At 65.9% G+C, this 22,544-nt stretch carries 16 protein-coding genes and 1 pseudogene; 11 read left to right on the top strand and 6 right to left on the bottom strand.

Annotation, left to right across the window (positions count from 1 at the left end; translation table 11 throughout):
• Positions 1 to 26: 26 nt before the first annotated feature.
• The 3 genes and pseudogenes from B5X78_RS00770 to B5X78_RS00760 form a co-directional block, all read right to left on the bottom strand.
• A complete protein-coding gene (locus tag B5X78_RS00770) occupies positions 27 to 1,721 on the bottom strand; it encodes a pseudouridine synthase (RefSeq protein ID WP_079722596.1) in 1,695 nt (564 codons plus the stop codon).
• An 11-nt stretch (positions 1,722 to 1,732) separates the two neighbouring features.
• Positions 1,733 to 2,605: pseudogene (gene scpB, locus B5X78_RS18835) on the bottom strand (SMC-Scp complex subunit ScpB); the annotation flags it as partial.
• A gap of 85 nt (positions 2,606 to 2,690) precedes the next feature.
• Positions 2,691 to 3,596, bottom strand: coding sequence for a segregation and condensation protein A (locus tag B5X78_RS00760; protein ID WP_079722594.1), 906 nt, complete (start codon positions 3,594 to 3,596; stop codon positions 2,691 to 2,693).
• Positions 3,597 to 3,993: 397 nt separating this feature from the next.
• Between B5X78_RS00760 and B5X78_RS00755 the strand changes: the two genes are divergently transcribed.
• The 11 genes from B5X78_RS00755 (at position 3,994) to B5X78_RS00705 (ending at position 18,622) form a co-directional block, all read left to right on the top strand.
• Positions 3,994 to 4,293, top strand: a complete 300-nt coding sequence (locus tag B5X78_RS00755) for a YciI family protein (RefSeq protein ID WP_079722593.1) — start codon at positions 3,994 to 3,996, stop codon at positions 4,291 to 4,293.
• The gene (locus B5X78_RS00750; RefSeq protein WP_079722592.1) at positions 4,290 to 4,565 is read left to right on the top strand and encodes a BolA family protein; all 276 of its coding nucleotides are present in this window, start codon (positions 4,290 to 4,292) and stop codon (positions 4,563 to 4,565) included. Before B5X78_RS00755 ends, B5X78_RS00750 begins: the two co-directional genes overlap by 4 nt.
• 112 nt (positions 4,566 to 4,677) lie before the next feature.
• Positions 4,678 to 6,957 (top strand): glycoside hydrolase family 3 N-terminal domain-containing protein, encoded by a 2,280-nt coding sequence (locus tag B5X78_RS00745; protein WP_229730971.1) that lies wholly within the window; start codon positions 4,678 to 4,680, stop codon positions 6,955 to 6,957.
• 234 nt (positions 6,958 to 7,191) lie between these two features.
• Positions 7,192 to 8,214, top strand: coding sequence for a LacI family DNA-binding transcriptional regulator (locus tag B5X78_RS00740; RefSeq protein ID WP_079722590.1), 1,023 nt, complete (start codon positions 7,192 to 7,194; stop codon positions 8,212 to 8,214).
• A 118-nt stretch (positions 8,215 to 8,332) separates the two neighbouring features.
• On the top strand, positions 8,333 to 11,341 hold the full coding sequence (locus B5X78_RS00735) for a TonB-dependent receptor (RefSeq protein WP_079722589.1): 3,009 nt from the start codon (positions 8,333 to 8,335) through the stop codon (positions 11,339 to 11,341).
• A 103-nt stretch (positions 11,342 to 11,444) separates the two neighbouring features.
• Positions 11,445 to 12,989 carry a tryptophan halogenase family protein gene (locus B5X78_RS00730; RefSeq protein ID WP_079722588.1) on the top strand — a complete coding sequence of 515 codons (1,545 nt, stop codon included), beginning with the start codon at positions 11,445 to 11,447 and terminating at the stop codon, positions 12,987 to 12,989.
• A gap of 94 nt (positions 12,990 to 13,083) precedes the next feature.
• Positions 13,084 to 14,673: a glucoamylase family protein gene (locus B5X78_RS00725; RefSeq protein ID WP_079724358.1), complete on the top strand. Its 1,590-nt coding sequence runs from the start codon at positions 13,084 to 13,086 to the stop codon at positions 14,671 to 14,673.
• A gap of 120 nt (positions 14,674 to 14,793) precedes the next feature.
• Positions 14,794 to 16,065, top strand: coding sequence for a sugar ABC transporter substrate-binding protein (locus B5X78_RS00720; RefSeq protein WP_079724357.1), 1,272 nt, complete (start codon positions 14,794 to 14,796; stop codon positions 16,063 to 16,065).
• Complete coding sequence (locus B5X78_RS00715) at positions 16,062 to 16,967, top strand: carbohydrate ABC transporter permease (protein WP_425478681.1); 906 nt, start codon at positions 16,062 to 16,064, stop codon at positions 16,965 to 16,967. Before B5X78_RS00720 ends, B5X78_RS00715 begins: the two co-directional genes overlap by 4 nt.
• Positions 16,964 to 17,815, top strand: a complete 852-nt coding sequence (locus B5X78_RS00710; protein ID WP_079722587.1) for a carbohydrate ABC transporter permease — start codon at positions 16,964 to 16,966, stop codon at positions 17,813 to 17,815. Before B5X78_RS00715 ends, B5X78_RS00710 begins: the two co-directional genes overlap by 4 nt.
• Before the next feature lie 75 nt (positions 17,816 to 17,890).
• Positions 17,891 to 18,622, top strand: a complete 732-nt coding sequence (locus tag B5X78_RS00705) for a hypothetical protein (RefSeq protein ID WP_139381337.1) — start codon at positions 17,891 to 17,893, stop codon at positions 18,620 to 18,622.
• Positions 18,623 to 18,694: 72 nt separating this feature from the next.
• Here B5X78_RS00705 and B5X78_RS00700 read toward each other — a convergent pair whose 3' ends face one another.
• From B5X78_RS00700 to glk, 3 genes are all read right to left on the bottom strand, one after another.
• Positions 18,695 to 19,351 (bottom strand): bifunctional 4-hydroxy-2-oxoglutarate aldolase/2-dehydro-3-deoxy-phosphogluconate aldolase, encoded by a 657-nt coding sequence (locus B5X78_RS00700; protein ID WP_079722585.1) that lies wholly within the window; start codon positions 19,349 to 19,351, stop codon positions 18,695 to 18,697.
• A 101-nt stretch (positions 19,352 to 19,452) separates the two neighbouring features.
• The gene (edd, locus tag B5X78_RS00695) at positions 19,453 to 21,363 is read right to left on the bottom strand and encodes a phosphogluconate dehydratase (protein WP_079722584.1); all 1,911 of its coding nucleotides are present in this window, start codon (positions 21,361 to 21,363) and stop codon (positions 19,453 to 19,455) included.
• A gap of 135 nt (positions 21,364 to 21,498) precedes the next feature.
• A complete protein-coding gene (gene glk, locus B5X78_RS00690; RefSeq protein WP_079722583.1) occupies positions 21,499 to 22,515 on the bottom strand; it encodes a glucokinase in 1,017 nt (338 codons plus the stop codon).
• Positions 22,516 to 22,544 lie beyond the last annotated feature (29 nt).

Genomic DNA, 22,544 nt, shown 5'->3' with positions numbered 1-22,544 from the left:
TGTCGTGATGCATCTCGCCTCAGCGATCAGCCGTGGTGTCCACCGCCGCCGCCGCCGCGCGGGCCGCGTTGGCCGCCGCCACCGGGACGGCCCGACGGGCCGCGGCCACCGGGCGGACGACCACCCGGACGCGGACCGGCGCCGTGCGGCTTGTTGCCGCCGGGACGACCGCCACCGGGACGGGCCTGCTGCGGACCCTGCGGTCGCGGACCGCGGGTAGGCACCTGGCCATACGGGTTGTAGCCGGGGTTGGCGTGATCCGAGGGGAAACTGGGTGCATTGCCCGGATGGCCATAAGGACGGGCCGCGCGTTGCGGCTTGCCGGCACCGCCGCCTGCGCCCTGACCGGGGCCGCGCGGACCGCGCGGGCCACGGGCATCACCGGCAAAGCCGCCACCGGCATAACCGCCACCAGCGTCCTGACCGTACGGCGAACCGCCCTGCGGACGGCGACCGGCGGGCTTGCCCGCGCCGCCACCGGGTCGACCGCCGCCGCCGCCCGGCTTGCCGCCGTAGGGCTTCTTGGCGCCGCCGGGGCCGGCGTTGCGATGACCGGCCGGGCCGGTATCCACGCCGTCGGGCACGTACCAGCTGCGGAACGCGGCCGGGTTGCCATCGGGCAGGGGCTTGGGACCCTTCATGGTGCGCTGCTTGAACGGACGCTGCGACTGCTTGGCGGCGGCTTCGCCGCTCACCGTCAGGCCGCCATGGGGCTTCTTGCCACGGCCACGGCCGCGATCTTCGCGCACGTGATCGAAGCGGCGCAGCTCACGACCTTCATCGGCGGTGTTGTGGCCGTTGACGTAGCCCTGGCTGCGGCCTTCGCGCGACACATGCACGGTCGACTTGGCGGCGCGGCGCTGGCCGATCACTGGCTGCAGGGTCAGTGCGGCGGGCGCGCCGTCTTCCAGCCCCAGCTCCTTGCGCAGGCTTTCCACCTGCGCATCGGACAGTTCCTGCGACTGGCCGCGCAGCAGCGGCTGCGGCAACGCGATCTTGCCGTAGCGGGTGCGCTTGAGGCGGCTGACCTGGCAGCCCTGCGATTCCCACAGGCGGCGCACTTCGCGGTTGCGGCCTTCCTTGACGACCACGCGGAACCAGTCATGCGAGTCGGTGCCGCCAATGCGTTCGATTTCGTCGAACTTGGCCGGGCCGTCGTCCAGTGCCACGCCGCGCGCCAGGCGATCGACGATGGCGTCCGGCACGGTTTCCTGGCCTTCCGGTGCGCGCACGCGGACCACGTATTCGCGCTCGACTTCGTAGGACGGATGCATCATCGCGTTGGCCAGCTCACCGTCGGTGGTCAGCAGCAGCAGGCCGGTGGTGTTGATGTCCAGGCGACCGATGGCGATCCAGCGCGCGCCCTTGAGCACGGGCAGGGCCTCGAACACGGTCGGGCGGCCTTCGGGATCTTCGCGGGTGGTCACTTCGCCTTCGGGCTTGTTGTACATCAGCACGCGCGCGGCTTCGGTCAGCGCGCTGGCGACGAACTGGCGGCCGTCGAGTTCGATCTTGTCGCCGCTCTTGACGCTCATGCCGACCTGCGCGACTTCGCCATTGACCTTGACCAGGCCATCGGCGATGCGCTGCTCCAGCGCGCGGCGTGAACCCAGGCCGGCCTGCGCCAGCACCTTGTGCAGGCGTTCTTCCAGCTTGGAGGCGGGAGCTTCGGCGGCGGCTTCGCGCTTCAGCGACAGTTTGTTGCGTGGGGTATTGCTCATGGTTTCTGCTCCGACGAGGCTTCCGCGTCGTCATCTTGTGGGTCGTGTGAGGTGTCGTCGGCGCTGTCGCCGGTGTCCTCGGGTTCTTCGTCGGCGGCGAGGGCGTCCTGCGGCTCGTCACCGGATTGGGTTGCGGCGTCGTGGTCGGGGTGTTCCCCGGCTTCGGCGTCATTGGCAGCGGCATCCGTGTCCGCTGTTTCGGCCGTGTCGGCCGGAGTTGGCTGGGCTGCATCGGCCGGCGATTCGGCGTCCGCGTCGGTATGGGCATCGGCTTCGGCATCAGCGCCGTCATCGGCGATGGCCACGCCGCTGGCGGGCAGGGGCGCCTCATCCAGGGGCAGCTGCGGCTCCAGCTCGCCGATCTCCTTGAGTTCGGACAGCGGCGGCAGTTCGTCGAGGCGCTTGAGGCCGAAGTAATCCAGGAAGATCTTGGTGGTGCCGAACAGCGCCGGCTTGCCGGGCACGTCGCGATGGCCGACCACGCGAATCCATTCGCGCTCTTCCAGCGCCTGGATGATGTTGCTGCTCACCGCCACGCCGCGCACCTGCTCGATCTCGCCGCGGGTGATGGGCTGGCGATAGGCGATCAGCGCCAGGGTTTCCAGGGTGGCGCGCGAGTACTTGGTCTTGCGCTCGGTCCACAACCGGCTCACCCAGCCATGCACTTCGGCCTTGACCTGGTAGCGGAATCCGGACGCCACTTCCAGCAGCTCGACGCCGCGATCTTCGCAGGCGTCCTTGAGCTGCTCGAGGGCGCGCTCCACGCTGCCGGCCGGCGCGGGTTCGTCTTCCGGGAACAGGCCATGCAACTGCGCCAGGGTCAGCGGTTGGGTCGCCGCCAGCAGGGCGGCTTCCACGATGCGATTGATGAGGCTTTGATCCATCAGCTTGGGTTCTGCTCTTGGTCCGTGTGGTTCGCCAGCGCCAACGTCTCCCAATCGGCGGGTGGCAATGGTCTGTCGCGGTGGATCAGACTTCTTCGTTGGCGGCGTCGGTATCGTCGAATTCGCTGGAAAACTGCAGCGGCTCGTTGGTGTTGTTCAAGGCCAGCGACTTCATGTAAATCGGCGCCAGCGGCGCTTCCTGCACGATGTCCAACAACTGCTCCTTGGCCAGCTCCAGCATCGCCAGGAACGTGACCAGCACGCCCAGCTTGCCTTCCTCGGCGGTGAACATGGACTCGAAGCGGTGGAACTTGCCGTCGTCCAGGCGCGCCAGCAGATCACCCATGCGCTGGCGCACGCTCAGCGCCTCGCGCTTGATGGCGTGGCCGCTGAACAGTTCGGCGCGCTTGAGCACGTCGTACAACGCCAGCAGCATTTCTTTCATGTCCACCGGCGGCGGCAGGCGGACCGAGGCGCGCTCGGGCACATCGGCCTGCACCGGCGTGGTGTCGCGGTCCTGGCGGGGCAGGGCGTCCAGATCCTCGGCGGCCTGCTTGAAGCGCTCGTACTCCTGCAGCCGGCGGACCAGCTCGGCGCGCGGGTCGGTCTCTTCGCCTTCCTCGCTGACCGGACGCGGCAACAGCATCCGCGACTTGACCTCGGCCAGAATGGCGGCCATCACCAGATACTCGGCCGCCAGTTCGAAGCGCAGCTCCTGCATCACGTTGATGTAGTCCACGTACTGGCGGGTGATTTCCGCCACCGGGATGTCCAGCACGTCCAGGTTCTGTCGCCGGATCAGATACAGCAGCAGATCCAGCGGGCCTTCGAAGGCCTCCAGGATCACTTCCAGCGCGTCCGGCGGGATGTACAGGTCCTGCGGCATCTGCAGGACCGGTTGCCCATGCACTACCGCCAGCGGCATTTCCTGCTGCTGCGGTTGCACTGCCTGGCTGGTGGGGTTCGCGTCTTGCGCGAGTTCGGAGCTCATCAAGTAACAGCCGTCATGCGAGTCACTGTGACCGGGAATGCCTTGCACGCGCGAACTGCACCGGTCATGGGATCAACCGGGCCTCGTGGGGCAGGTCATGCCTTTCGTTGCCAAACATCAAAATAATCAGGCACGCCGCGGAAGTGGCGGCGGCCGACAGCAAGGAGGTCGTCAGGCACGGGCGGAGGGGGGCAGCGAATCGGTCGTCAGGTCGGTTCGATGGTCGGGATGCGCTTCCGAACCCGTGGGTTCCGATGCATCACCGGGGGAATCCCCAGACGGGCCGCTGCTTCCGGCCGTGCAGTGGGGACAGAGTAAGCGCTGGATCGGGCGGTGTCCAGCCGGTGGCTGAACCCCGGCACCGTACAATCGGCTTCTTTGCTGACGGAGATGCCGCATGTGGTACGCCATCGAAGGCTATGACGCCGCTGACGCCCTGCCCAAGCGCCTGGCCGCGCGCCCGGCCCATCTGGCCCGGCTGACCGCGCTGCGCGATCAGGGCCGCCTGCTGCTGGCCGGTCCGTGTCCGGCCATCGATGCCGAAGACCCGGGCGAGGCGGGCTTCAGTGGCAGCATCGTGATTGCCGAGTTCGAGTCGCTGGACGCCGCGCGTGCCTGGGCCCAGGCCGATCCCTATATCGAAGCCGGCGCCTACGAACGGGTGGAAGTGCGCCCGTTCAAGAAGGTCCTGCCGTGAGTGCGGAACGGGTCGAGCGTATCCGCCAGTTGCTGCAAGCCGCCTTCGCGCCCGACCGGCTGGAGGTCGTTGACGACAGCGCCCGCCATGCCGGCCATGCCGGCGCCCGCGATGGCCGCGGTCATTTCAATGTCGAGATTGTCAGCCTGGCCTTTGCCGGCCTGGCGCCGCTGGCCCGCCATCGCAAGGTCTACGCCGCGCTGGGCGAGATGATGACGACCGACATCCATGCGCTATCGATTATGGCCAGGACGCCGGACGAAGCCGGGTAGGCATTGCGCTCCCTCCTCCGCCCGCGGGGAACCGAACCCGCATTCCGGCGCTTTGCGCCCAGCGCTGGAAACGTTTACATTCCGGCTCCTGCATTTCCGGGAGGTGGAAACAGTGAAGAATCGAGCACCCTTGCGCGCGCCCTTGCGTGCATTCCGACGTGGCCCCGCCAAGTGGGTCCTGACCGCCGCCCTGGCCACGGTCCTGGCCGGCCCGGCCCTGGCCGCGCGCCAGCCGACGCCGCCGGCCAATGAAAAAGCCTTCGTCGAGGCCTTGCTGGCCAAGATGACCCTGGAAGAAAAGCTCGGCCAGCTCAACCAGCCGCCCGCCATCGGCAATGACACCGGCGCGGCCGCGCAGGCCGGTGGCGAGGACGAAATCCGCCGCGGCGAGATCGGCTCCTTCCTCGGCACCCAGGGCGCCGAGCTGACCTGCCGGCTGCAGAAGATCGCAGTGGAAGAATCCCGCCTGGGCATCCCGTTGTTGTACGGCTACGACGTGATCCATGGCTACCGCACGATCTTCCCGGTGCCGCTGGGTGAGGCCGCCAGCTTCGACCCGGTGGAAGTGCAGAACGCCGCCCGGATTGCCGCGTACGAAGCCGCCGGTTACGGCATCCACTGGACCTACGCGCCGATGGTCGACATCAGCCGCGAACCGCGCTGGGGCCGCATCGTCGAAGGCGCGGGCGAAGATCCGTATCTGGGCTCGGTGTTGGCCGCCGCGCGCGTGCATGGTTTCCAGGGCGATGACCTGCGCCGCGACGACACCCTGATGGCCACGGTCAAGCATTTTGTCGCCTATGGCGCCGCCGAAGGTGGCCGCGACTACAACGTCGCCGACATTTCCGAACGCACCCTGCGCGAGATCTACCTGCCTCCGTTCGAAGCGGCGGTCAAAGCCGGTGCGCAATCGGTGATGGCCTCGTTCAACGAGATTGGCGGCGTGCCGATGCATGCCAACGCCGATCTGATTGAAGGCGTGCTGCGCAAGGAATGGGGCTTCGACGGCGTGCTGGTCAGCGACTACACCGGCGTGGAAGAACTGATGAAGCACGGCATTGCCGGCACCAAGGCCGATGCCGGCGTGGCCGGCCTGAAAGCCGGCGTGGACATCGACATGGTCAGCCGCATCTATGTGCGTGACGTGGCGGCGGCGGTGCGCGACGGCAGGTTGAAGCAGTCGTACGTGGACGAATCCGTGCGCCGCGTGCTGCGGGCCAAGTACCGGCTGGGCCTGTTCGAGGACCCGTATCGCTATTGCGACGTGGAGCGCGAAAAAGCCCGCACGTTGACGCCGGAAAACCGCGCCGCCGCGCGTTCGATGGCGCGCAAGTCGCTGGTGCTGCTGGACAACGACGGCACCTTGCCGCTGTCGAAGAAAATCAAGACGCTGGCGGTGATCGGGCCGTTGGCCAATCTGCAGCGCGCCATGCTCGGCAACTGGGCCGGCGCCGGTCGCGACGAAGACACCGTGACGCCGCTGGCCGGCATCCAGGCCGCGGTGGGCGACAAGGTCAAGGTGGTCTATGTGGAAGGCACGACGCTGGAAGGTGGCGAGACCACCGGCATCGCCGAAGCGGTGAAGCTCGCCAAGCAGGCCGATGCGGTGTTGCTGTTCCTGGGCGAGCATCCGGACATGAGCGCCGAGGCACGCAATCGCACCAGCCTGGATCTGCCGGGCGCGCAACAGGCGCTGGCCGAGGCCGTGGCCAAGGTCGGCAAGCCGACGGCTGCGGTGCTGCTCAATGGCCGTCCGTTGTCGATTGGCCCGCTGCGCAAGCAGGTGCCGGCAATCCTGGAAGCCTGGTTCCCCGGCGTGGAAGGCGGCAACGCGATCGCCGACGTGGTGTTTGGCGACTTCAATCCCTCCGGCAAGTTGCCGGTGACCTTCCCGCGCAACGTCGGCCAGGTGCCGATCTACTACAACCACAAGAACACCGGCCGTCCGCCGCGCGAGGAAGAGCGCTACACCTCCAAGTACATCGACGTGCCGTGGACGCCGGAGTACGTGTTCGGTCATGGCCTGAGCTACACCCGCTTCAAGTACAGCGACCTCAAGCTCGCACAGCCGCGCATCGGTACGCAGGGCAAGCAGCAGGTCAGCGTGACGGTGACCAACAGTGGCCAGCGCGCGGGCGATGAAGTGGTGCAGTTGTACGTGCGCGATGACGTCGCCTCGATCACCCGACCGGTGCGCAGCCTGCGTGGCTTCCAGCGCGTGTCGCTGCAGCCGGGCGAGTCGAAGACGGTCAACTTCACCCTCGGCTTCGACGACCTGTCGTTCTACAACGCGGCGATGAAGAAGGTGGTCGAGCCCGGCAGCTTCACCGTGTTTGCGGGCGGCGATTCCAGTGCCGCGCTGGAAGCGAAGTTCGACGTGGCCGCGCCGTGACCCTGGCTTGACCCACCTGCGCGCGGGTCGGGACAAAGCCTGTCCCGCGCGCCGGATCAGTGACCGATTCCACGCATCTATTGCAGCGCAGCACGCCGAATCGGCAAGGGGTCGTCGCGCAAGTTGTTGATTTCAAAGTGCCGACGACGTGAAATAACTGGAGCTTTACATTCAGTTTTGGAAACGTTTACAGTCCGCAGCACATAGCAGTCTTGACCGCGGAGGGGCGGATCAATGGCGCGAACGGCCGTCACCATCAAGGACGTGGCGCGGGAGGCGAAGGTATCTGTCGCCACCGTTTCACGGGCACTGAACGGACACGACAACGTGGCCGAGTCGGTGCGTCAGCTGGTGATCGCCACTGCCGATCGCCTGCGCTATCAGCCGCACGCCGCCGCCCGCAGCCTGAGCAGTCGGCGTACCCAGACCATCGGCGTGGTGCTGCCCGACCTGTACGGCGAATTCTTCTCCGAGCTCATCCGCGGCATCGATCAGGTCGCACGCGCCCACCGCCAGCATCTGCTGGTCTCCAGCTATCACGGTCATCCGGAAGAGCAGGGCGAAGCCCTGCGCGCCATGCGCGGCCGCGTCGACGGCCTGCTGGTGCTGTCGCCGTACGTGGATCGGCCGGGCTTCCTCACCGAGAACCTGCCGGCCTACCTGCCGGCGGTCTTGATCAACACCCATCTTGAAGACGCCGCCTATCCGGTGCTGAGCATCGACAACTATGGCGGCGCGGTCACCATGACCCGGCACCTGCTGGACGCGGGCCATCGTCATATCGCCTTCATTGGCGGACCCGACGACAACTTCGATGCACGCGAGCGCCTGCGTGGTTTTCGCGACGCCATCAAGGCCGGCGATGCGCAGGCGATGGAACTGCCCGGCGACTTCAGCGAGGCCAAGGGCTACGAGGCGGGCAAGCAGTTGCTCGCCGCCAGCGAGCGCCCGCATGCGGTGTTCGCCGCCAACGACATGATGGCCCTGGGCTGCCTGTATGCCTTCAATGAAGCGGGTGTGCAGGTGCCCGGCGATATCGCCCTGGCCGGCTTCGACGACATCCCGCTCGCACGCTTCGTTCACCCGCCTTTGACAACGATGCAGGTCAGCATCGCAGAGCTGGGAGGACACGCGATGACGCGACTGCTCGAAGGAATCGAAGCGACGGAAGCGCAACCGGCCACCACCCACACCCTGGTGCCGGAACTGATCGTGCGCGATTCGAGTGCTCGCAACAGCCCGCAACGAAAACGTTAGGCCCGCGGCCCAGGCTTTTTTTTGGCCGCAGATGTAACCGATTTCAGCTTTGCAGTTCCATCCACAAAAAAATTTGCCACTGGTACACCTGTTGATTGCCCTTGGAGGGAGAGAGGTCATGAGTAAGTCGAACAAGAATCCGCGTCGGATCAACCGCAGCCTGCTGACCGTCGCGTTGGCGAGCTGCCTGATGGTCACCGCCCCCGCGGTGCTGGCGCAGTCGTCCAATGCCACGCTGCGCGGCAAGGCGCCCACCGGCAGCAGCGTCACCGCCACCAACACCGCCACCGGCCTGACCCGCAAGGTCGCGGTCGGCGCGGACGGCAACTACGCACTGGTCGGCTTGCCGCCGGGCACGTATCGCGTCAACGCAGGCGAGGGCACGGAGAAGACCGTGACCTTGTCGGTCGCCACCTCGGTGACATTGAACCTGGCTGCGGGCGGAGCGGCACCGGCGCCGACCGGCGATGCCACCAACCTGGACACCGTGCAGGTGACGGCGCCGCCGCTGCAGGAAGTGAAGACCTCGGAAGTGGGCACCAACGTGTCGCTGAAGCAGATCAACACGGTGCCGCAGCTGACCCGCAACTTCCTCGAGTTCGCGGATACCGTGCCGGGCATGCAGTTCGAGACATCCACCACCGGCAACAGCCAGATTCGTGGTGGCGCGCAGACCACCTCGGCAGTGAACGTGTTCATCGATGGCGTGGGCCAGAAGAGCTACCTGTTCGGCGGCGTCTCCGGCCAGCAGGGCAGCGCGGGTAATCCGTTCCCGCAGCTGGCCATCGGCGAGTACAAGGTAATCACCTCCAACTACAAGGCCGAATACGACCAGGTGGGTTCGGCGGCGATCATCGCGCAGACCAAGTCCGGCACCAACGAGTTCCATGGTGAGGTGTTCGGTCGCAAGACCACCACCAGCTGGCGTGCGCAAACCCCGGCCGAAGAGGCGGCGAACAAGAAGCAGCCCACCCACCAGAATGAGTACGGCGCATCGTTTGGCGGCCCGATCATCCAGGACAAGATGCATTTCTTCGTGGCGTACGAAGCGAAGGATTTCGTCATCCCGGTGGATCCGGTGCAGCTGCCCGACAACTTCCGCGCCACGCTGACTGACGATCTGCCGCAGAGCGCGCGTGACCAGCTGGGCCCGGTCTCGCGTCCGTTCTCCGAAGATCTGTATTTCGGCAAGATCGACTGGGACGTGGGTGAAAACGATCGCCTGGAACTGTCGGCCAAGGTCCGCCGCGAAACCGGTCGCGACGACGTCGGCAACCAGACCGCCGTGTCCGCTTCCAAGAACATCAAGAACGACGAAGAACGTTACGACCTGCGCTGGCAGCATTACGGCGAGGGCTACTTGAACGAAGCCCGCATTTCGTACGAAGACGTGCTGTACAACCCCACCGCCTACACGATGGGCAACCAGACGATCTACACCAACGCCCTCAACGATGGTGACCAGCTGCTGCGCGTGGACGCCACCAGCGGCCTGGCCATCCAGCGCAAGGCGCAGAAGGGACCGTCGTTCCAGAACGACATCACCTTCAGCTCGCTCGAGTGGGCCGGCAGCCATGTGATCAAGGCGGGCGTGAAGTACAAGGACATCGAGCTCACCCAGAGCGAGAACTCCACCGCCAACCCGTCCTTCTACTACGCGGTGGCCGACGGCCAGGGCACCAATCCGACTCCGTACCAGGTGCGCTTCAACCTGCCGTTCAGCGGTGCGTCGCCGATCGTCACCACCAAGGCCAAGCAGTACGGCATCTACATCCAGGACGACTGGGATGTGAATGACAAGCTGCAGTTGAACCTGGGTATCCGCTACGACTACGAAAAGATTCCGTCGTATCTGGATAATGTCACCCCGGCCGAAGTCGTTGCTGCGTTGACCGGCCCGGGCACCGATCCGGCGATCAGCGCCACGTATGCCGAGCAGCTGGCCAAGGGCGGCGTCAACCTTTCCGACTACGTCAGCAACGGCGGCAACCGCAAGGCCGACAAGAACAACTGGGCGCCGCGCCTGGGCTTCTCGTATGACTTCAACGGCGACGAATCCTTCGTGCTGTTCGGTGGCGCGGGCCGCAGCTACGACCGCAACCTGTACGACTACATGGGCCTGGAACAGGTCAAGTCGGCGCTGTCGGGCTACACGCTGCGCTTTGTCGAAGGTGGTGGCTGCGAAACCGCAGGCGAGGGCAACTGCTTCGCCTGGAACCCGGCCTACCTCAACGGCATCGAAAACCTGACCGGGCTGGTGCCGAGCAATGTCCGCACCGGTGAAATCGATCTGCTCAACAACGATCTCGTCACGCCGTATTCGGATCAGTACTCGTTGGGTATCCGCAACGTCATCGGCGAGTGGAACACCTCGGCCACCGTGGCCTATGTGCACAGCAAGGAAGGCTTTGTCTTCACCCTGGGCAACCGCTATCCGAACGGCGATTTCTGGCAGAACGGCAGCCAGCCGTGGGGCCACAATCCGCCGGGCTTCGGTGGCCTGATCCTGGGCGACAACGGCATCGAGACCAAGACCACCCAGCTGCTGCTGTCGGCGGACAAGCCGTACACCAAGGAATCGCGTTGGGGCTTCACCGGTGCGTACACCTACTCGCACTCCAAGGGCAACCGCGGTGGCGACGAGCACTACGCGTTTGATGCCGCCACCATCGAAGACTATCCCTTCATCAACCTCAAGGCCGTGCCGGAACATCGGTTCGTGTTCACCGGCATCTATGACCTGGGCTGGGATATCACCGCCTCGGCCAAGCTGACGCTGGCGACCACGCCGCCGATGAACGAAGTGGCGCCGGGTTCGTACTTCGGCGGTATCCCGCGTCCTGCGGCAATCAACGACATGCCGGGACAGAAGTTCATCATCGGTGGCGACATCTGGGGTACGCGCCAGCTGGATTTGTCGCTGTCCAAGGACATGCACGTCACCGACACGGTTACCGTGCAGATCCGCGGCGACTTGATCAACGCCACCAACGCCAAGAACTACAACAGTTTCACCGCGATCTGGGGCGATGGCACCAACTACAACCCCTACGCCACGTTCAACACCGGCGGCGGCATGTACACGCCTTCGCGCACGTTGTTCATGAGCGCGCGGGTGTTCTGGTAAGCAACAGGCAAAGCTCCTCGGCGTCGGCGGAACCCGTGTTGCACGGGTTCCGCCGGGGCATTCGGGAACTTGGCCAGCTCTTCGCACCACATAGATTGCTGATATGAGTGAACGCGCCCCCCAATCCATCACCATCGTCGGCGGCGGCACCGCCGGCTGGATGACCGCTGCGGCGCTGTCGGCGACGTTGCCGCGTGGTTACACGATCCGCCTGATCGAGTCCGAGCAGATCGGCACGGTGGGCGTGGGCGAGGGCACCATTCCGCATATCCACCTGTTCAACCAGCTGCTGCGCCTGGATGAAGCCGACTTCATCCGCAGCACGCAGGGCACCTTCAAGTTGGGCGTGCAGTTCAAGGACTGGCGCCGCGTGGGTGAACGTTACATGCACGGCTTCGGCAGCAGTCTGGGGCCGGGTTTGAACCTGTTGCCGTTCCACCAGTACTGGGTCAAGGCCCGGCACGCGGGACGCGCGCAGGCGCTGGATCGCTATGTGCTGGCCGCCTCTGCCGGCCCCGCAGGCAAGTTCATGACCTCGGCCCGTGACGTGCCCGCCACGTCGCCGCTGGCCAATATTTCCTATGCCTATCACTTCGACGCCGGCTTGTACGCACGCTATCTGCGCAGCTACTCCGAACAACGCGGCGTGCAGCGCAGCGAAGGCATCGTCCGCCAGGTCAAGCAAACCGACAACGGCGACATCGCCTCGGTGGTGCTGGACAACGGCGAAGAGATTGCCGGTGATCTGTTCATCGATTGCTCCGGCTTCCGCGGCCTGTTGATCGAAGAGACCCTCAAGACCGGCTACCACGACTACAGCCAGTGGCTGCCGTGCAACCGCGCGCTGGCCGTGCCGACGGAAAACGCCGGCCCGCCGACGCCCTATACCCGCTCGACCGCGCGCCAGGCGGGTTGGCAATGGCGCATTCCGCTGCAGCACCGCACCGGCAACGGCTACGTGTACTGCAACGACTTCATCAGCGACGACGAAGCTACCGCGACACTGCTGGCCAATCTGGACGGCAAGCCACTGAAGGATCCGATGCCGCTGCGTTTCGTCACCGGCCGGCGCAAGCAGTTCTGGAACCGCAACGTGGTGGCCATCGGCCTGTCCAGCGGCTTCCTGGAACCGCTGGAAGCCACCAGCATCTATTCGATCCAGACCGGCATCACCAAGTTGTTGGCGCTGCTGCCGCAGGACCGCGACTACGCCGTGCTGGCCGAGCGCTACAACACGCAGATGAGCTTCGACTTTGATCGCATCCGCGACTTCCTGATCCTGCATTACAAGGCCAACCAGCGTGAGGAGCCGTTCTGGCAGCGCTGCGCGGCGATGGAGATTCCGCAGGAGTTGCAGGAGGTCATCGATCTGTTTGCCGACAGCGGCCGCTTCTTCCGCCAGGGCGAAGAAATGTTCGCCGAAATGAGCTGGGTGCAGGTGTTGATCGGGCAGGGCGTCCTGCCGCGCCACTGGCATCCGTTGGTGGATCAGGTGCCGGACGAAGACGTGTGGCGCTTCATCGACAGCGTCGGCTCCACCATCGAGCGCTGTGTCGAAGCGATGCCGATGCAACAGGCCTTTATTGATCGCCACTGCGCCGCACCGCGGCTGGCGATGGATTTACCGCGTGAGCCGGTGAGCGCGTAAGCGCCCGGCCCTTTTTTTACCCCGCTATGTAAACGGTTACAGGCTGAAGAACGCAATGATGAAAGGGTTCCGCAAGCAAGCCAACTGGGTGGTCATGACGGCCGTGATCTGTGTGCTCGCCGCCTGCCAGCCGCAGGACGACGCCGCCAAGCGCAGCGCCGCCACACCGGCGGTGGCGCCCAAGCCGCCCGAAGCCAAACCCCCGGAACCGGTCAAGCCGCCGCCGTTGCCGCCGCTGTTCCGCGATATCGAACGCCGCACCTTCCAGTTCTTCTGGGACACCAGCAACGAACTCAACGGCATGACCCCGGATCGTTATCCGTCGCGGCCATTCGCCAGCATCGCCTCGGTGGGTTTCGCATTGACCGCGTATCCGATTGGCGTGGAGAACGGCTGGGCCAGCCGCACGCAGGCGGTGGACCGCACGCTGGTGACGCTGCGCTTCCTCAAGGATCTGCCGCAAGGTCCGCAGGCGGAAGGCAAGGCCGGCTACAAGGGTTTCTATTACCACTTCCTCGACATGCAGAGCGGCCAGCGCTATGCGAGCTGGGTGGAGCTGTCGAGCGTGGACACCACGCTGCTGATGATGGGCGTGCTGTTCGCGCAGTCGTACTACGACCGCGACGAACCGCGCGAAAAGGAAATCCGCGAGCTTGCCGACACGCTGTACAAGCGCGTGGACTGGAGCTTCATGCAGAAGAACAAGCCGCTGGTGGCGATGGGCTGGTTCCCCGAGAGCGGCACCATTCCGCACGACTGGAAGGGCTACAACGAAGCCATGATGCTGTACATCCTGGCGCTGGGTTCGCCGACTCATCCGGTCAAACCCGAAGCCTGGGAAGTGTGGACGCGCACCTACGGCGAATCCTGGGGCGTCTACCAGGGCCAGGAATACCTGACCTTCGGTCCGCACTTCGGTCACCAGTACAGCCACGTCTGGATTGATTTCCGCGGCATCCAGGACGCGTACATGCGCGAGCGCGGCATCGACTACTTCGAGAACAGCCGGCGCGCCACCTACGCGCAACGCCAGTACGCCATGGAAAACCCGATGAAGTGGCGCGACTACGGCGAGAACGTCTGGGGCCTGACCGCCAGTGACGGGCCGCAGCAGACCCTGCAGGAATACCGCGGCGAACAGCGCCAGTTCCGTCATTACTCGGCGCGCGGCGTCGGCTTCCGCGAGAACTTCGACGACGGCACCATCGCCCCGACCGCGGCGATCGCCTCGCTGCCGTTCGCGCCGGAGCTGGTGATTCCGGCGACCGAGGAAATGCACAAGCGCTACGGCGAGTACCTGTATTCCAGCTACGGCTTCCTGGATGCGTTCAACCGCAGCTTCGACTACGAGATTCCGCTCAAGAGCGGGCGCATCGTGCCGGGCGAGGGCTGGGTGGCCAGTGACTACATCGGCATCGACCAGGGACCCATCCTGACGATGATCGCCAACTACCGGAACGGCTTCGTGTGGGAGGTGATGAAGAAGAACCCCTACATCCGCGAGGGCCTGCTCAAGGCCGGATTCGAGGGCGGCTACCTGACCCCCAAGGAAGCGCCGATCCAGATTCCCGCCAACGCCGATCCGGAAGCTGCGGCGGCGCGCGCGCTGGGCACCGCCGAGTCGCGTGCGGCCCAGGCCGGCGAACAGCAGGACAACCCCCCACGCAACCAGGTGCCGAAGTAAGCTGGCGGCATGCAGAGCAGCCGGCAAGACCGACCTTCGGCAGAGCCCGGGCAGGGCGTGGATCACACGCCCGCTCCGCTGCGCCTGTGGGCCCGCATCGCCGGGCTGACCGTCCTGCTGATGGGCCTGTTGCTGCTGGGCGCGTGCCAACGCCCACCGGCCAAAAAGCAGACGGTGGATTTCTGGGCGATGGGCCGCGAAGCCGAGGTGGTGCTGGAACTGGTCGACGACTTCGAACGCCTGCATCCGGACATTGATGTGCGGGTGCAGAACATCCCCTGGACCGCGGCGCACGAGAAGCTGCTGACCGCCTTTGCCGCCGACGGCCTGCCGGACATCTGCCAACTCGGCAACACCTGGCTGCCGGAGTTCGCCGCGCTCGATACGCTGGAGCCGCTGCAGCCGTTCGTGCAGGGTTCTTCCGTCGTCGATCGCCGCGACTATTTCCCGGGGATCTGGGATACCAGCGTGGTCGATGGACGCCTGCTGGGCGTGCCCTGGTATGTCGACACGCGGCTGCTGTTCTACCGCAAGGATCTGCTGCGCAAGGCCGGCTTCGCGCAACCGCCGCGCACCTGGGCCGAGTGGGAACAGGCCATGGCCGCGATCAAGCGCCAGGGCGGCCAGGATCGCTACGCCATCCTGATGCCGGTCAACGAGTTCGAACAACCCTTGTCGCTGGCCCTGCAGATGCCGGACCCGCTGCTGCGCGATCACGACAACCGCGGCAATTTCAGCAGCCCCGGCTTTCGCAAGGCGCTGGGTTTTTACGCCAACGCATTCGAGCAGGGCTGGGCGCCGAAGATGTCCGAAACCCAGGTGTCCAATGTCTGGGATGAATTCTTCAACGGCCTGTACGCCTTCTACTTTTCCGGTCCGTGGAATATCCGCGAGTTCAAACAGCGCGCGCCGGCGGCGTTGGCGGACGAGTGGGGCACCATGCCGCTGCCGGGTCCCGATGGCGGACCGGGCGCGGGTATCGCCGGCGGCACCAGCCTGGTGATCTTCAAAAGCTCCGAGCGCAAACAAGCCGCGTGGCTGCTGATCGAATACCTGTCGCGGCCCGAGGTGCAGGCGCGCTTCCACGCCCTGATTGGCGATCTGCCGCCGCGCCGCAGCACCTGGGATCTGCCGCAACTGGCCAACGACGAATACGCACGCGCCTTCCGCGATCAGCTGGAACGGGTCAAGCCGACGCCCAAGGTGCTGGAGTGGGAACGCATCGCCCAGGAAATGCGCCTGGTCACCGAACAGGTGGTGCGTGGCGGCCTGCCGCAGGATCAGGCGGTGCGCGATCTGGACCATCGCGTAGACGCCATTCTCGAGAAGCGCCGCTGGCTGTTCGAGCGCGAGCAGGCTGACACCGCGAACGCCGGCGGAGCGGTGCCATGAGGCCCACCCTGGGCCGCAAGCTGATGCGCACGCCCGTGGCGGGCTGGGTATTCGTGGCGCCGGCGCTGATCATCCTGGCGGTGTTTTTCGGCCTGCCGGTGTTCGCCGCGTTGCTGCTCAGCCTGACCGACTTCGATCTCTACGCCTTGGCCGATGCCGACAACCTGCGCTTTGTCGGCCTGGACAATTATCTGGATCTGCTGCAGACGGCGATCTTCTGGAAGTCACTGGGCAATACGCTGTACTTCGTCATCGTGGGGGTGCCGCTGTCCATCGCCGTTTCGCTGGGCGCGGCGATGCTGCTGCATGCGCCGCTGGCGCGCTTCAAGGCGCTGTTCCGCACCGCGCTGTTTGCGCCGGTGGTGACCACGCTGGTGGCGGTGGCGGTGATCTGGCGTTACCTGTTCCATACCAGCTACGGCCTGGTCAACTGGGCGCTCGGTCATCTGGGCATCGCCCCGATCGACTGGCTGGGCGATCCGCGCTGGGCCATGCCGACCATCATCCTGTTCGCGGTGTGGAAGAACTTTGGCTACAACATGGTGATCTTCCTGGCCGGCCTGCAGACCATCCCGCAGGATCTGTATGAGGCCGCGCGCATCGACGGCGCTTCCAAATGGCGGCAGTTCCGCCACATCACCCTGCCGATGCTCGGGCCGGTGCTGCTGGTGGTAGCGGTGATCACGGTGTCGGGTTACTTCCAGCTGTTCGCCGAACCCTACGTGATCACCCGCGGCGACCCGCTGCAGAGCACGGTCAGCGTCCTGTACTTCATGTTCGAGGAAGGCTTCAAATGGTGGAAGCTCGGCCGTGCCTCGGCCGTGGCCTTCCTGCTGTTCGCGATCATCCTGGCGGTCACCACGGTGATGCTGCGCCTGGGCAAGCGCAGGGATTTGATATGACACTGCCATCCGCCCCGCGCGAAGTCGGCGCCACCCGAGGCCAGGCGTGGCTGATCAACGGCGCCTTGCTGCTGCTGGCCATCATCAGCCTGGCACCGCTGCTGTGGATGCTGTCGGTGTCGTTCATGCCGGCCGGGCAGGCCAGCCGCTTCCCGCCACCGCTGCTTCCCTCCGGCGTGACCCTCGACAACTACCGCATGCTGTTCGGCCGTACCGGCATGGCGCACAACTTCGCCAACAGCCTGCTGGTGTCGGTGGCGATCACGCTGGGCTCGCTGCTGGTCAACACCATGGCCGGCTACGCCTTCGCCAAGCTGCGCTTTCGCGGACGCCAGCGGATCTTCCAGGTCCTGCTGGCGGCGCTGGTCATTCCGGCGCAGGTGGCCATGCTGCCGCTGTTCCTGTTGATGAAGCAGCTGGGGCTGGTCAACAGTTTCGGCGGGGTGATCGTGCCGGCGCTGGCCACGGTGTTCGGCATCTTCCTGGTGCGGCAGTACGCACGCAGCATTCCCGATGAACTGCTGGAAGCGGCGCGCATCGACGGCGCCAGCGAGTTGCGGATTTTCTTCCGCATCGTGCTGCCCATGCTCAAGCCGGTGCTGGTGACGCTGGCGATTTTCACCTTCATGGCGGCCTGGAACGACTTCATGTGGCCGCTGATCATCCTCACCGACCAGGAGCATTACACCTTGCCGGTGGCCCTGGCGTCGCTGTCGCGCGAACACATCATGGACGTGGAAATGATGATGGCTGGCGCGGTGATCACGGTGTTGCCGGTGCTGCTGCTGTTCCTGCTGCTGCAGCGCTATTACCTGCAAGGGCTCACGCTGGGCAGCGTGAAGGGCTGAAAAGAAAACAGGGGTCAGAGTACTTTTTATCATTCAGTACTCTGACCCCTGTTTTTACTGCGCGCGCAGGTGTCCATGAAACCGCCAGGCTTGCAGAATCGGCTCGGGGCGCACGCCGGCCTCCCGTTGTGGCCGCTGCCGCTGGCGATCACGATGGTGTTTCTGGTGGCCGTGCATCTGGCCTATGCCTTGTCCATTCGCGACGGCTGGGTCGAAGCCTGCGTGCCGTACCTGGAAGGCTGCGTGTCGATCAGTCGGGCGGCGCGACATGGCGTCGGCAACCAGGTCTTCCGCTGGCTGGTGATTCCCTGTGCGGCATTGCATGTGGTCGTCTGGTGGCTCGCGGCGCGCTGGTTCGCTGCGCCATCTTCCAGGGTCGTCACGACGATGCGCTGGCTGGGAACTGTCTCCGCCTGTGCGCTGGCGGTGTACGCATTCTTCCTGGGTACGCAGGGTGAGGTGTACGGCTTCCTGCGCCGCTATGGCGTGACCGTGTACTTCGGATTCGGCTTCCTGGCGCAGCTGCTGTTGCTGCGCGTGGCGGCGCGACGTCACGCGATCGGCGTGACACTGCGGCGATGGATGGCGGTGATCTGCGTGTGGATGCTGTTGCTGGGCGTGGCCAATGTCATCGCCGGACTTGCGCTTGTTGACGAAGTCTTGCGCGACCGGGTGGAGAACGCGCTTGAGTGGCAGCTGGGCTTGTTGCTGGTGGGGTGGTTCGCTTTGCTGGCGCTGGCGTGGAAGCAGGCGGCATTGCGATGGCATTCCATTGCCATCCGTGACGCTGGGGGTGGTCGGGACTGAAGTCCCTCCTACCTGGGTACCCGATGCTTGCTGGACGCGGGCTTGGCGGGCCGTTCTGCCGACTGCTGCGGCTTAGCCGCGCACGCGCTTGACGATCGCCGCGGCCTTGGCCGAGCTGTCGCGCACCTTGTCCCATTCGCCCTTGGCCAGCCAATCCTTGGGCACCATCCACGAGCCGCCGATGCACACTACGTTGGGTTGCGAGAGGTAGTCGGCGGCGGTGTCTTCGCCGATGCCGCCGGTGGGGCAGAGCTTGAGTTCGGCCAGCGGACCGGCCAGGCCCTTGATCATCGCCAGCCCGCCCACGGCATTGGCCGGGAACAGCTTGCAGACGCGGAAGCCATGCGCCATCAGGGTCAGCAGTTCGGTTGGCGAGGCCGCGCCGGGCACAACCGGAATATCGGCTTGCGCCAGCGCCGAGGCCATCTCGGCGGTCGTGCCCGGAGTGACCAGGAAATCCGCGCCCGCATCAATCGACTGCTGCATCTGTTCGACGGTCAGCACGGTGCCGGCGCCAATCACGATGTCCGGCAGCTCGCGCTTGAGCATGGCCAGCGCTTCCATCGCCACCGGCGTGCGCAGGGTCAGTTCAATCGCCGGCAGGCCACCTTCCAGCAGCGCCTGCGAGACCTTGCGCGCCTCGTCCAGCGAGTTGACGGTGACCACCGGCAGGATGCCGGCCGCGCGGAGGAGGGATTCGGCTTTCTGGGTGCGGGCCTGGATCGACATGGGGCGGAATGCTTCCTGGAGTGAGAGGTGCAGGCAGACGATGGACGCTGGGTCAGGCGGGTCCGGCAAGCGACGCGGGCGTGCAGCCGGACGTTTTCGCGTTACGCGTCTTTCGACTCATGGGGCGCCGCGGCAGCCTCTGCCGTCTCGCCCAGTTCGTATTCGGAATCGTACTCCCAGGTGCCGTTGTGATACGGCGGGCCGCAGGAAATCGACAGCGCGCCCTGATCGGCCGGGGTGACCACGTCGCGGCTGACCGCGAACAGGTTGCGGCCCAGATCCAGCGCGGCCGGCGAAGTGTTCGGAGCCAGTTCGCGCGCGTTCCACTCTTCGGCCGACACCAGCGCTTCCAGGATGCCGTTCTCCGCATCCAGGCGAATCAGATCGCCTTCGCGCAGCTTGGCCAGCGGACCACCGCGCGCGGCTTCGGGGGTGAGGTGGATGGCGGCGGGAATCTTGCCCGACGCGCCCGACAGGCGACCGTCGGTGACCAGCGCCACCCGCCGGCCCTGGTTCTGCAGCAGGCCCAGCAGCGGCGCCAGCGAATGCAGTTCCGGCATGCCGTTCGAACGCGGGCCCTGGTAGCGCACCACCGCGACGAAATCCTGCGGCAGCAGACCGGCAGCGTGCAGCTTGTTGAGTGCGCGCGGATCATCCACGACCACGGCCGGCGCTTCGATGTAGCGGTACTCTTGCTTCACCGCCGAGGTCTTGATCAGCGAGCGGCCCAGGTTGCCGCGCAGCAGGCGCAATCCGCCCTGCGATTCGAACGCGTCACTGACCGGACGCACCACCGCGGTGTCGGCGCTCTCGGCGATGCCGGGCGCATAGGCCAGCTTGCCGTCCTGCAGGCGCGGCTCTTCGCAGAAGGCGCGCATGCCGCCGGCGACAATCGTCGGCAGGTCGTGCATCAGGCCGGCGTCGAGCAGTTCGCGGAACACGAACTGGGTGCCGCCGGCCGCGGCAAAGCGGTTCACGTCGGCATCGCCATTGGGATACACGCGCGCCAGCAGCGGCACGGTCTGGCTGATGACGTCGATATCGTCCCAGGTCAGCACGATGCCGGCGGCGCGCGCCACCGCGACCCAGTGGATGGTGTGGTTGGTGGAGCCACCGGTGGCCATCAACGCGGCAATCGCATTGACGATGGCGCGCTCATCGATCAGATGGCCGATGGGGCGGTAGTCATCGCCCAGCGCGGTGATCGCCAGCGCCTGTTCGGCGGCGGCGCGGGTCAGCACGTCGCGCAGCGGTTGATCCGGATTGACGAACGAGGTGCCCGGCATCTGCAGGCCCATCGCTTCCAGCAGCACCTGGTTGGAATTGGCGGTGCCGTAGAAGGTGCAGGTGCCGGCGGCGTGGTAGCTGGCGGCTTCGGCTTCGAGCAGCTCCTCGCGGGTGGCTTCGCCGGCGGCATAGCGCTCGCGGACTTCGGCTTTTTTCTTGTTGGGGATGCCCGGCGTCATCGGGCCGGCCGGAACGAACACCGCCGGCAGGTGGCCGAAGGCGAGGGCGCCGATCAACAGGCCGGGGACAATCTTGTCGCACACGCCCAGATAGAGCGCGGCATCGAACATGTCGTGGCTGAGCGAAATCGCCGTGGCCTGGGCAATGGCGTCGCGCGAGAACAGCGACAGCTCCATGCCGGGACGGCCCTGGGTGACGCCATCGCACATCGCCGGCACGCCGCCGGCGACCTGGGCGGTGGCGCCGAGATCACGCGCCAGCTGGCGGATGATTTCCGGATAGTGCTCGAACGGCTGGTGCGCCGAGAGCATGTCGTTGTAGGCGTTGATGATGCCGAGGTTGGCGGTGACGTCGGCGCGCAGGCGCCCCTTGTCGGTCGGCCCGCAGGCGGCAAAGGCATGTGCCAGGTTGCCGCAGCTCAAGCGCGAGCGCTGCGGTCCGTTGGCATTGGCCGCGTCGATGCCGGCCAGGTAGGCGCGGCGCAGCGGCAGGCTGCGTTGGCGGATGCGTTCGGTGACTTCTTGGATGCGCGGATGCAGGCTCATTGGCGTCGGCTGTACTGCGGAATACCGCCAGTGTGCGCGTCACTGCCGTGCAGTTAAAGTGACCAATGGGAGACCAGCGTCGCTTGCGGGCACCCGAAAACGCGGGTTTTCCGCAGTAAACGGCGTCGCCGTCAATCAGCCCGGATAGCTTTCCACGGCGATCGCGGCCGCGCCCAGCAGGCCCGGGCGCGGATGCACGATGGCCAGGGTCGGGATGCGCCCCATCGTGGCGGAGAAGCGTCCCTTGTGCTCGAAGCGCTGGCGGAAACCCGAGTGCTGCAGCGAGGTCAGCAACTTGGGCACCAGGCCACCGGTCAGGAACACGCCATCCCAGGCGCCCAGCGTCAGCACCAGATCGCCGGTGACGGCGCCGAACACCGCGCAGAACACATCGATGGCATTGGCGCTGCGCACATCGCCCATCGCCGCGCGGGCGGTGACGTCGGCCGGCTGCAGGTTGCCGGGATCCTCGCCGGCGATTTCGCACAGCGCGCGATGCACGTTGACCAGGCCGGGACCGCAGATCAGGCGCTCGATCGAGACGCGGCCGAACTGCGCCGACAGCTGCTTGAGCACGTCGATCTCCTGCGGCGTGCCCGGGGCGAAGCTGACATGGCCACCTTCGGTTTCCAGCGGGAAGGTATGGCCGTCGCGGATGATCAGGCCACCCACGCCCAGGCCCGTGCCGGGACCAATCACGCCGTAGGTGCAGTGCTGCGGCCTGTGTTCCGGCGCCCACTCCGGAATGCCGATGCTGACCACGTCATCGCGGCCCAGCCAGGGCAGGGCCATGGCCTGCGCGGCAAAATCGTTGACCAGGCGCAGGCCGTCGAAGCCCAGCGCGTCGCGGGTGCGCGACAGGCTGATCACCCAGGGATGGTTGGTGATGCGGGCTTCGTCGCCATCGACACGGCCGGCCACGGCGAACACGCCGTTGCGCACTTCGATGTCGCGGCTCTTGTCGGCGGCGTCCTCGTCGGCAATCTCTTTGAGATAGTGCGCGGCGGCGTCGGCCAGCGACGGGAAGTCCGCCACGGCGAAGCCGCGCACGCTGTCATCCAGCAGCGGCGAGGGCGCCTGCGTATCGGCCAACGCAAAGCGCGCGTTGGTGCCGCCGATATCGGCGAGCAGTACCCGCTTCTCGCTGCTCATGCGGCGCGCTTCTTGGAGGTGGATTCAGT

This window comes from Pseudoxanthomonas indica (genome assembly GCF_900167565.1).
Lineage (GTDB): Bacteria > Pseudomonadota > Gammaproteobacteria > Xanthomonadales > Xanthomonadaceae > Pseudoxanthomonas_A > Pseudoxanthomonas_A indica.
Note: the sequence above shows the minus strand (reverse complement) of the source record. Positions and strands in the feature narration are given on the sequence as shown.

Bases quoted from the DNA above. Each gene is read 5' to 3' on its own strand.
- B5X78_RS00770 (WP_079722596.1), bottom strand. From the start codon at position 1,721: ATGAGCAATACCCCACGCAACAAACTGTCGCTGAAGCGCGAAGCCGCC.
- B5X78_RS00760 (WP_079722594.1), bottom strand. From the start codon at position 3,596: ATGAGCTCCGAACTCGCGCAAGACGCGAACCCCACCAGCCAGGCAGTG.
- B5X78_RS00755 (WP_079722593.1), top strand. From the start codon at position 3,994: ATGTGGTACGCCATCGAAGGCTATGACGCCGCTGACGCCCTGCCCAAG.
- B5X78_RS00740 (WP_079722590.1), top strand. From the start codon at position 7,192: ATGGCGCGAACGGCCGTCACCATCAAGGACGTGGCGCGGGAGGCGAAG.
- B5X78_RS00735 (WP_079722589.1), top strand. From the start codon at position 8,333: ATGAGTAAGTCGAACAAGAATCCGCGTCGGATCAACCGCAGCCTGCTG.
- B5X78_RS00730 (WP_079722588.1), top strand. From the start codon at position 11,445: ATGAGTGAACGCGCCCCCCAATCCATCACCATCGTCGGCGGCGGCACC.
- B5X78_RS00725 (WP_079724358.1), top strand. From the start codon at position 13,084: ATGACGGCCGTGATCTGTGTGCTCGCCGCCTGCCAGCCGCAGGACGAC.
- B5X78_RS00720 (WP_079724357.1), top strand. From the start codon at position 14,794: ATGGGCCTGTTGCTGCTGGGCGCGTGCCAACGCCCACCGGCCAAAAAG.
- B5X78_RS00715 (WP_425478681.1), top strand. From the start codon at position 16,062: ATGAGGCCCACCCTGGGCCGCAAGCTGATGCGCACGCCCGTGGCGGGC.
- B5X78_RS00710 (WP_079722587.1), top strand. From the start codon at position 16,964: ATGACACTGCCATCCGCCCCGCGCGAAGTCGGCGCCACCCGAGGCCAG.
- B5X78_RS00705 (WP_139381337.1), top strand. From the start codon at position 17,891: ATGAAACCGCCAGGCTTGCAGAATCGGCTCGGGGCGCACGCCGGCCTC.
- B5X78_RS00700 (WP_079722585.1), bottom strand. From the start codon at position 19,351: ATGTCGATCCAGGCCCGCACCCAGAAAGCCGAATCCCTCCTCCGCGCG.
- edd (WP_079722584.1), bottom strand. From the start codon at position 21,363: ATGAGCCTGCATCCGCGCATCCAAGAAGTCACCGAACGCATCCGCCAA.
- glk (WP_079722583.1), bottom strand. From the start codon at position 22,515: ATGAGCAGCGAGAAGCGGGTACTGCTCGCCGATATCGGCGGCACCAAC.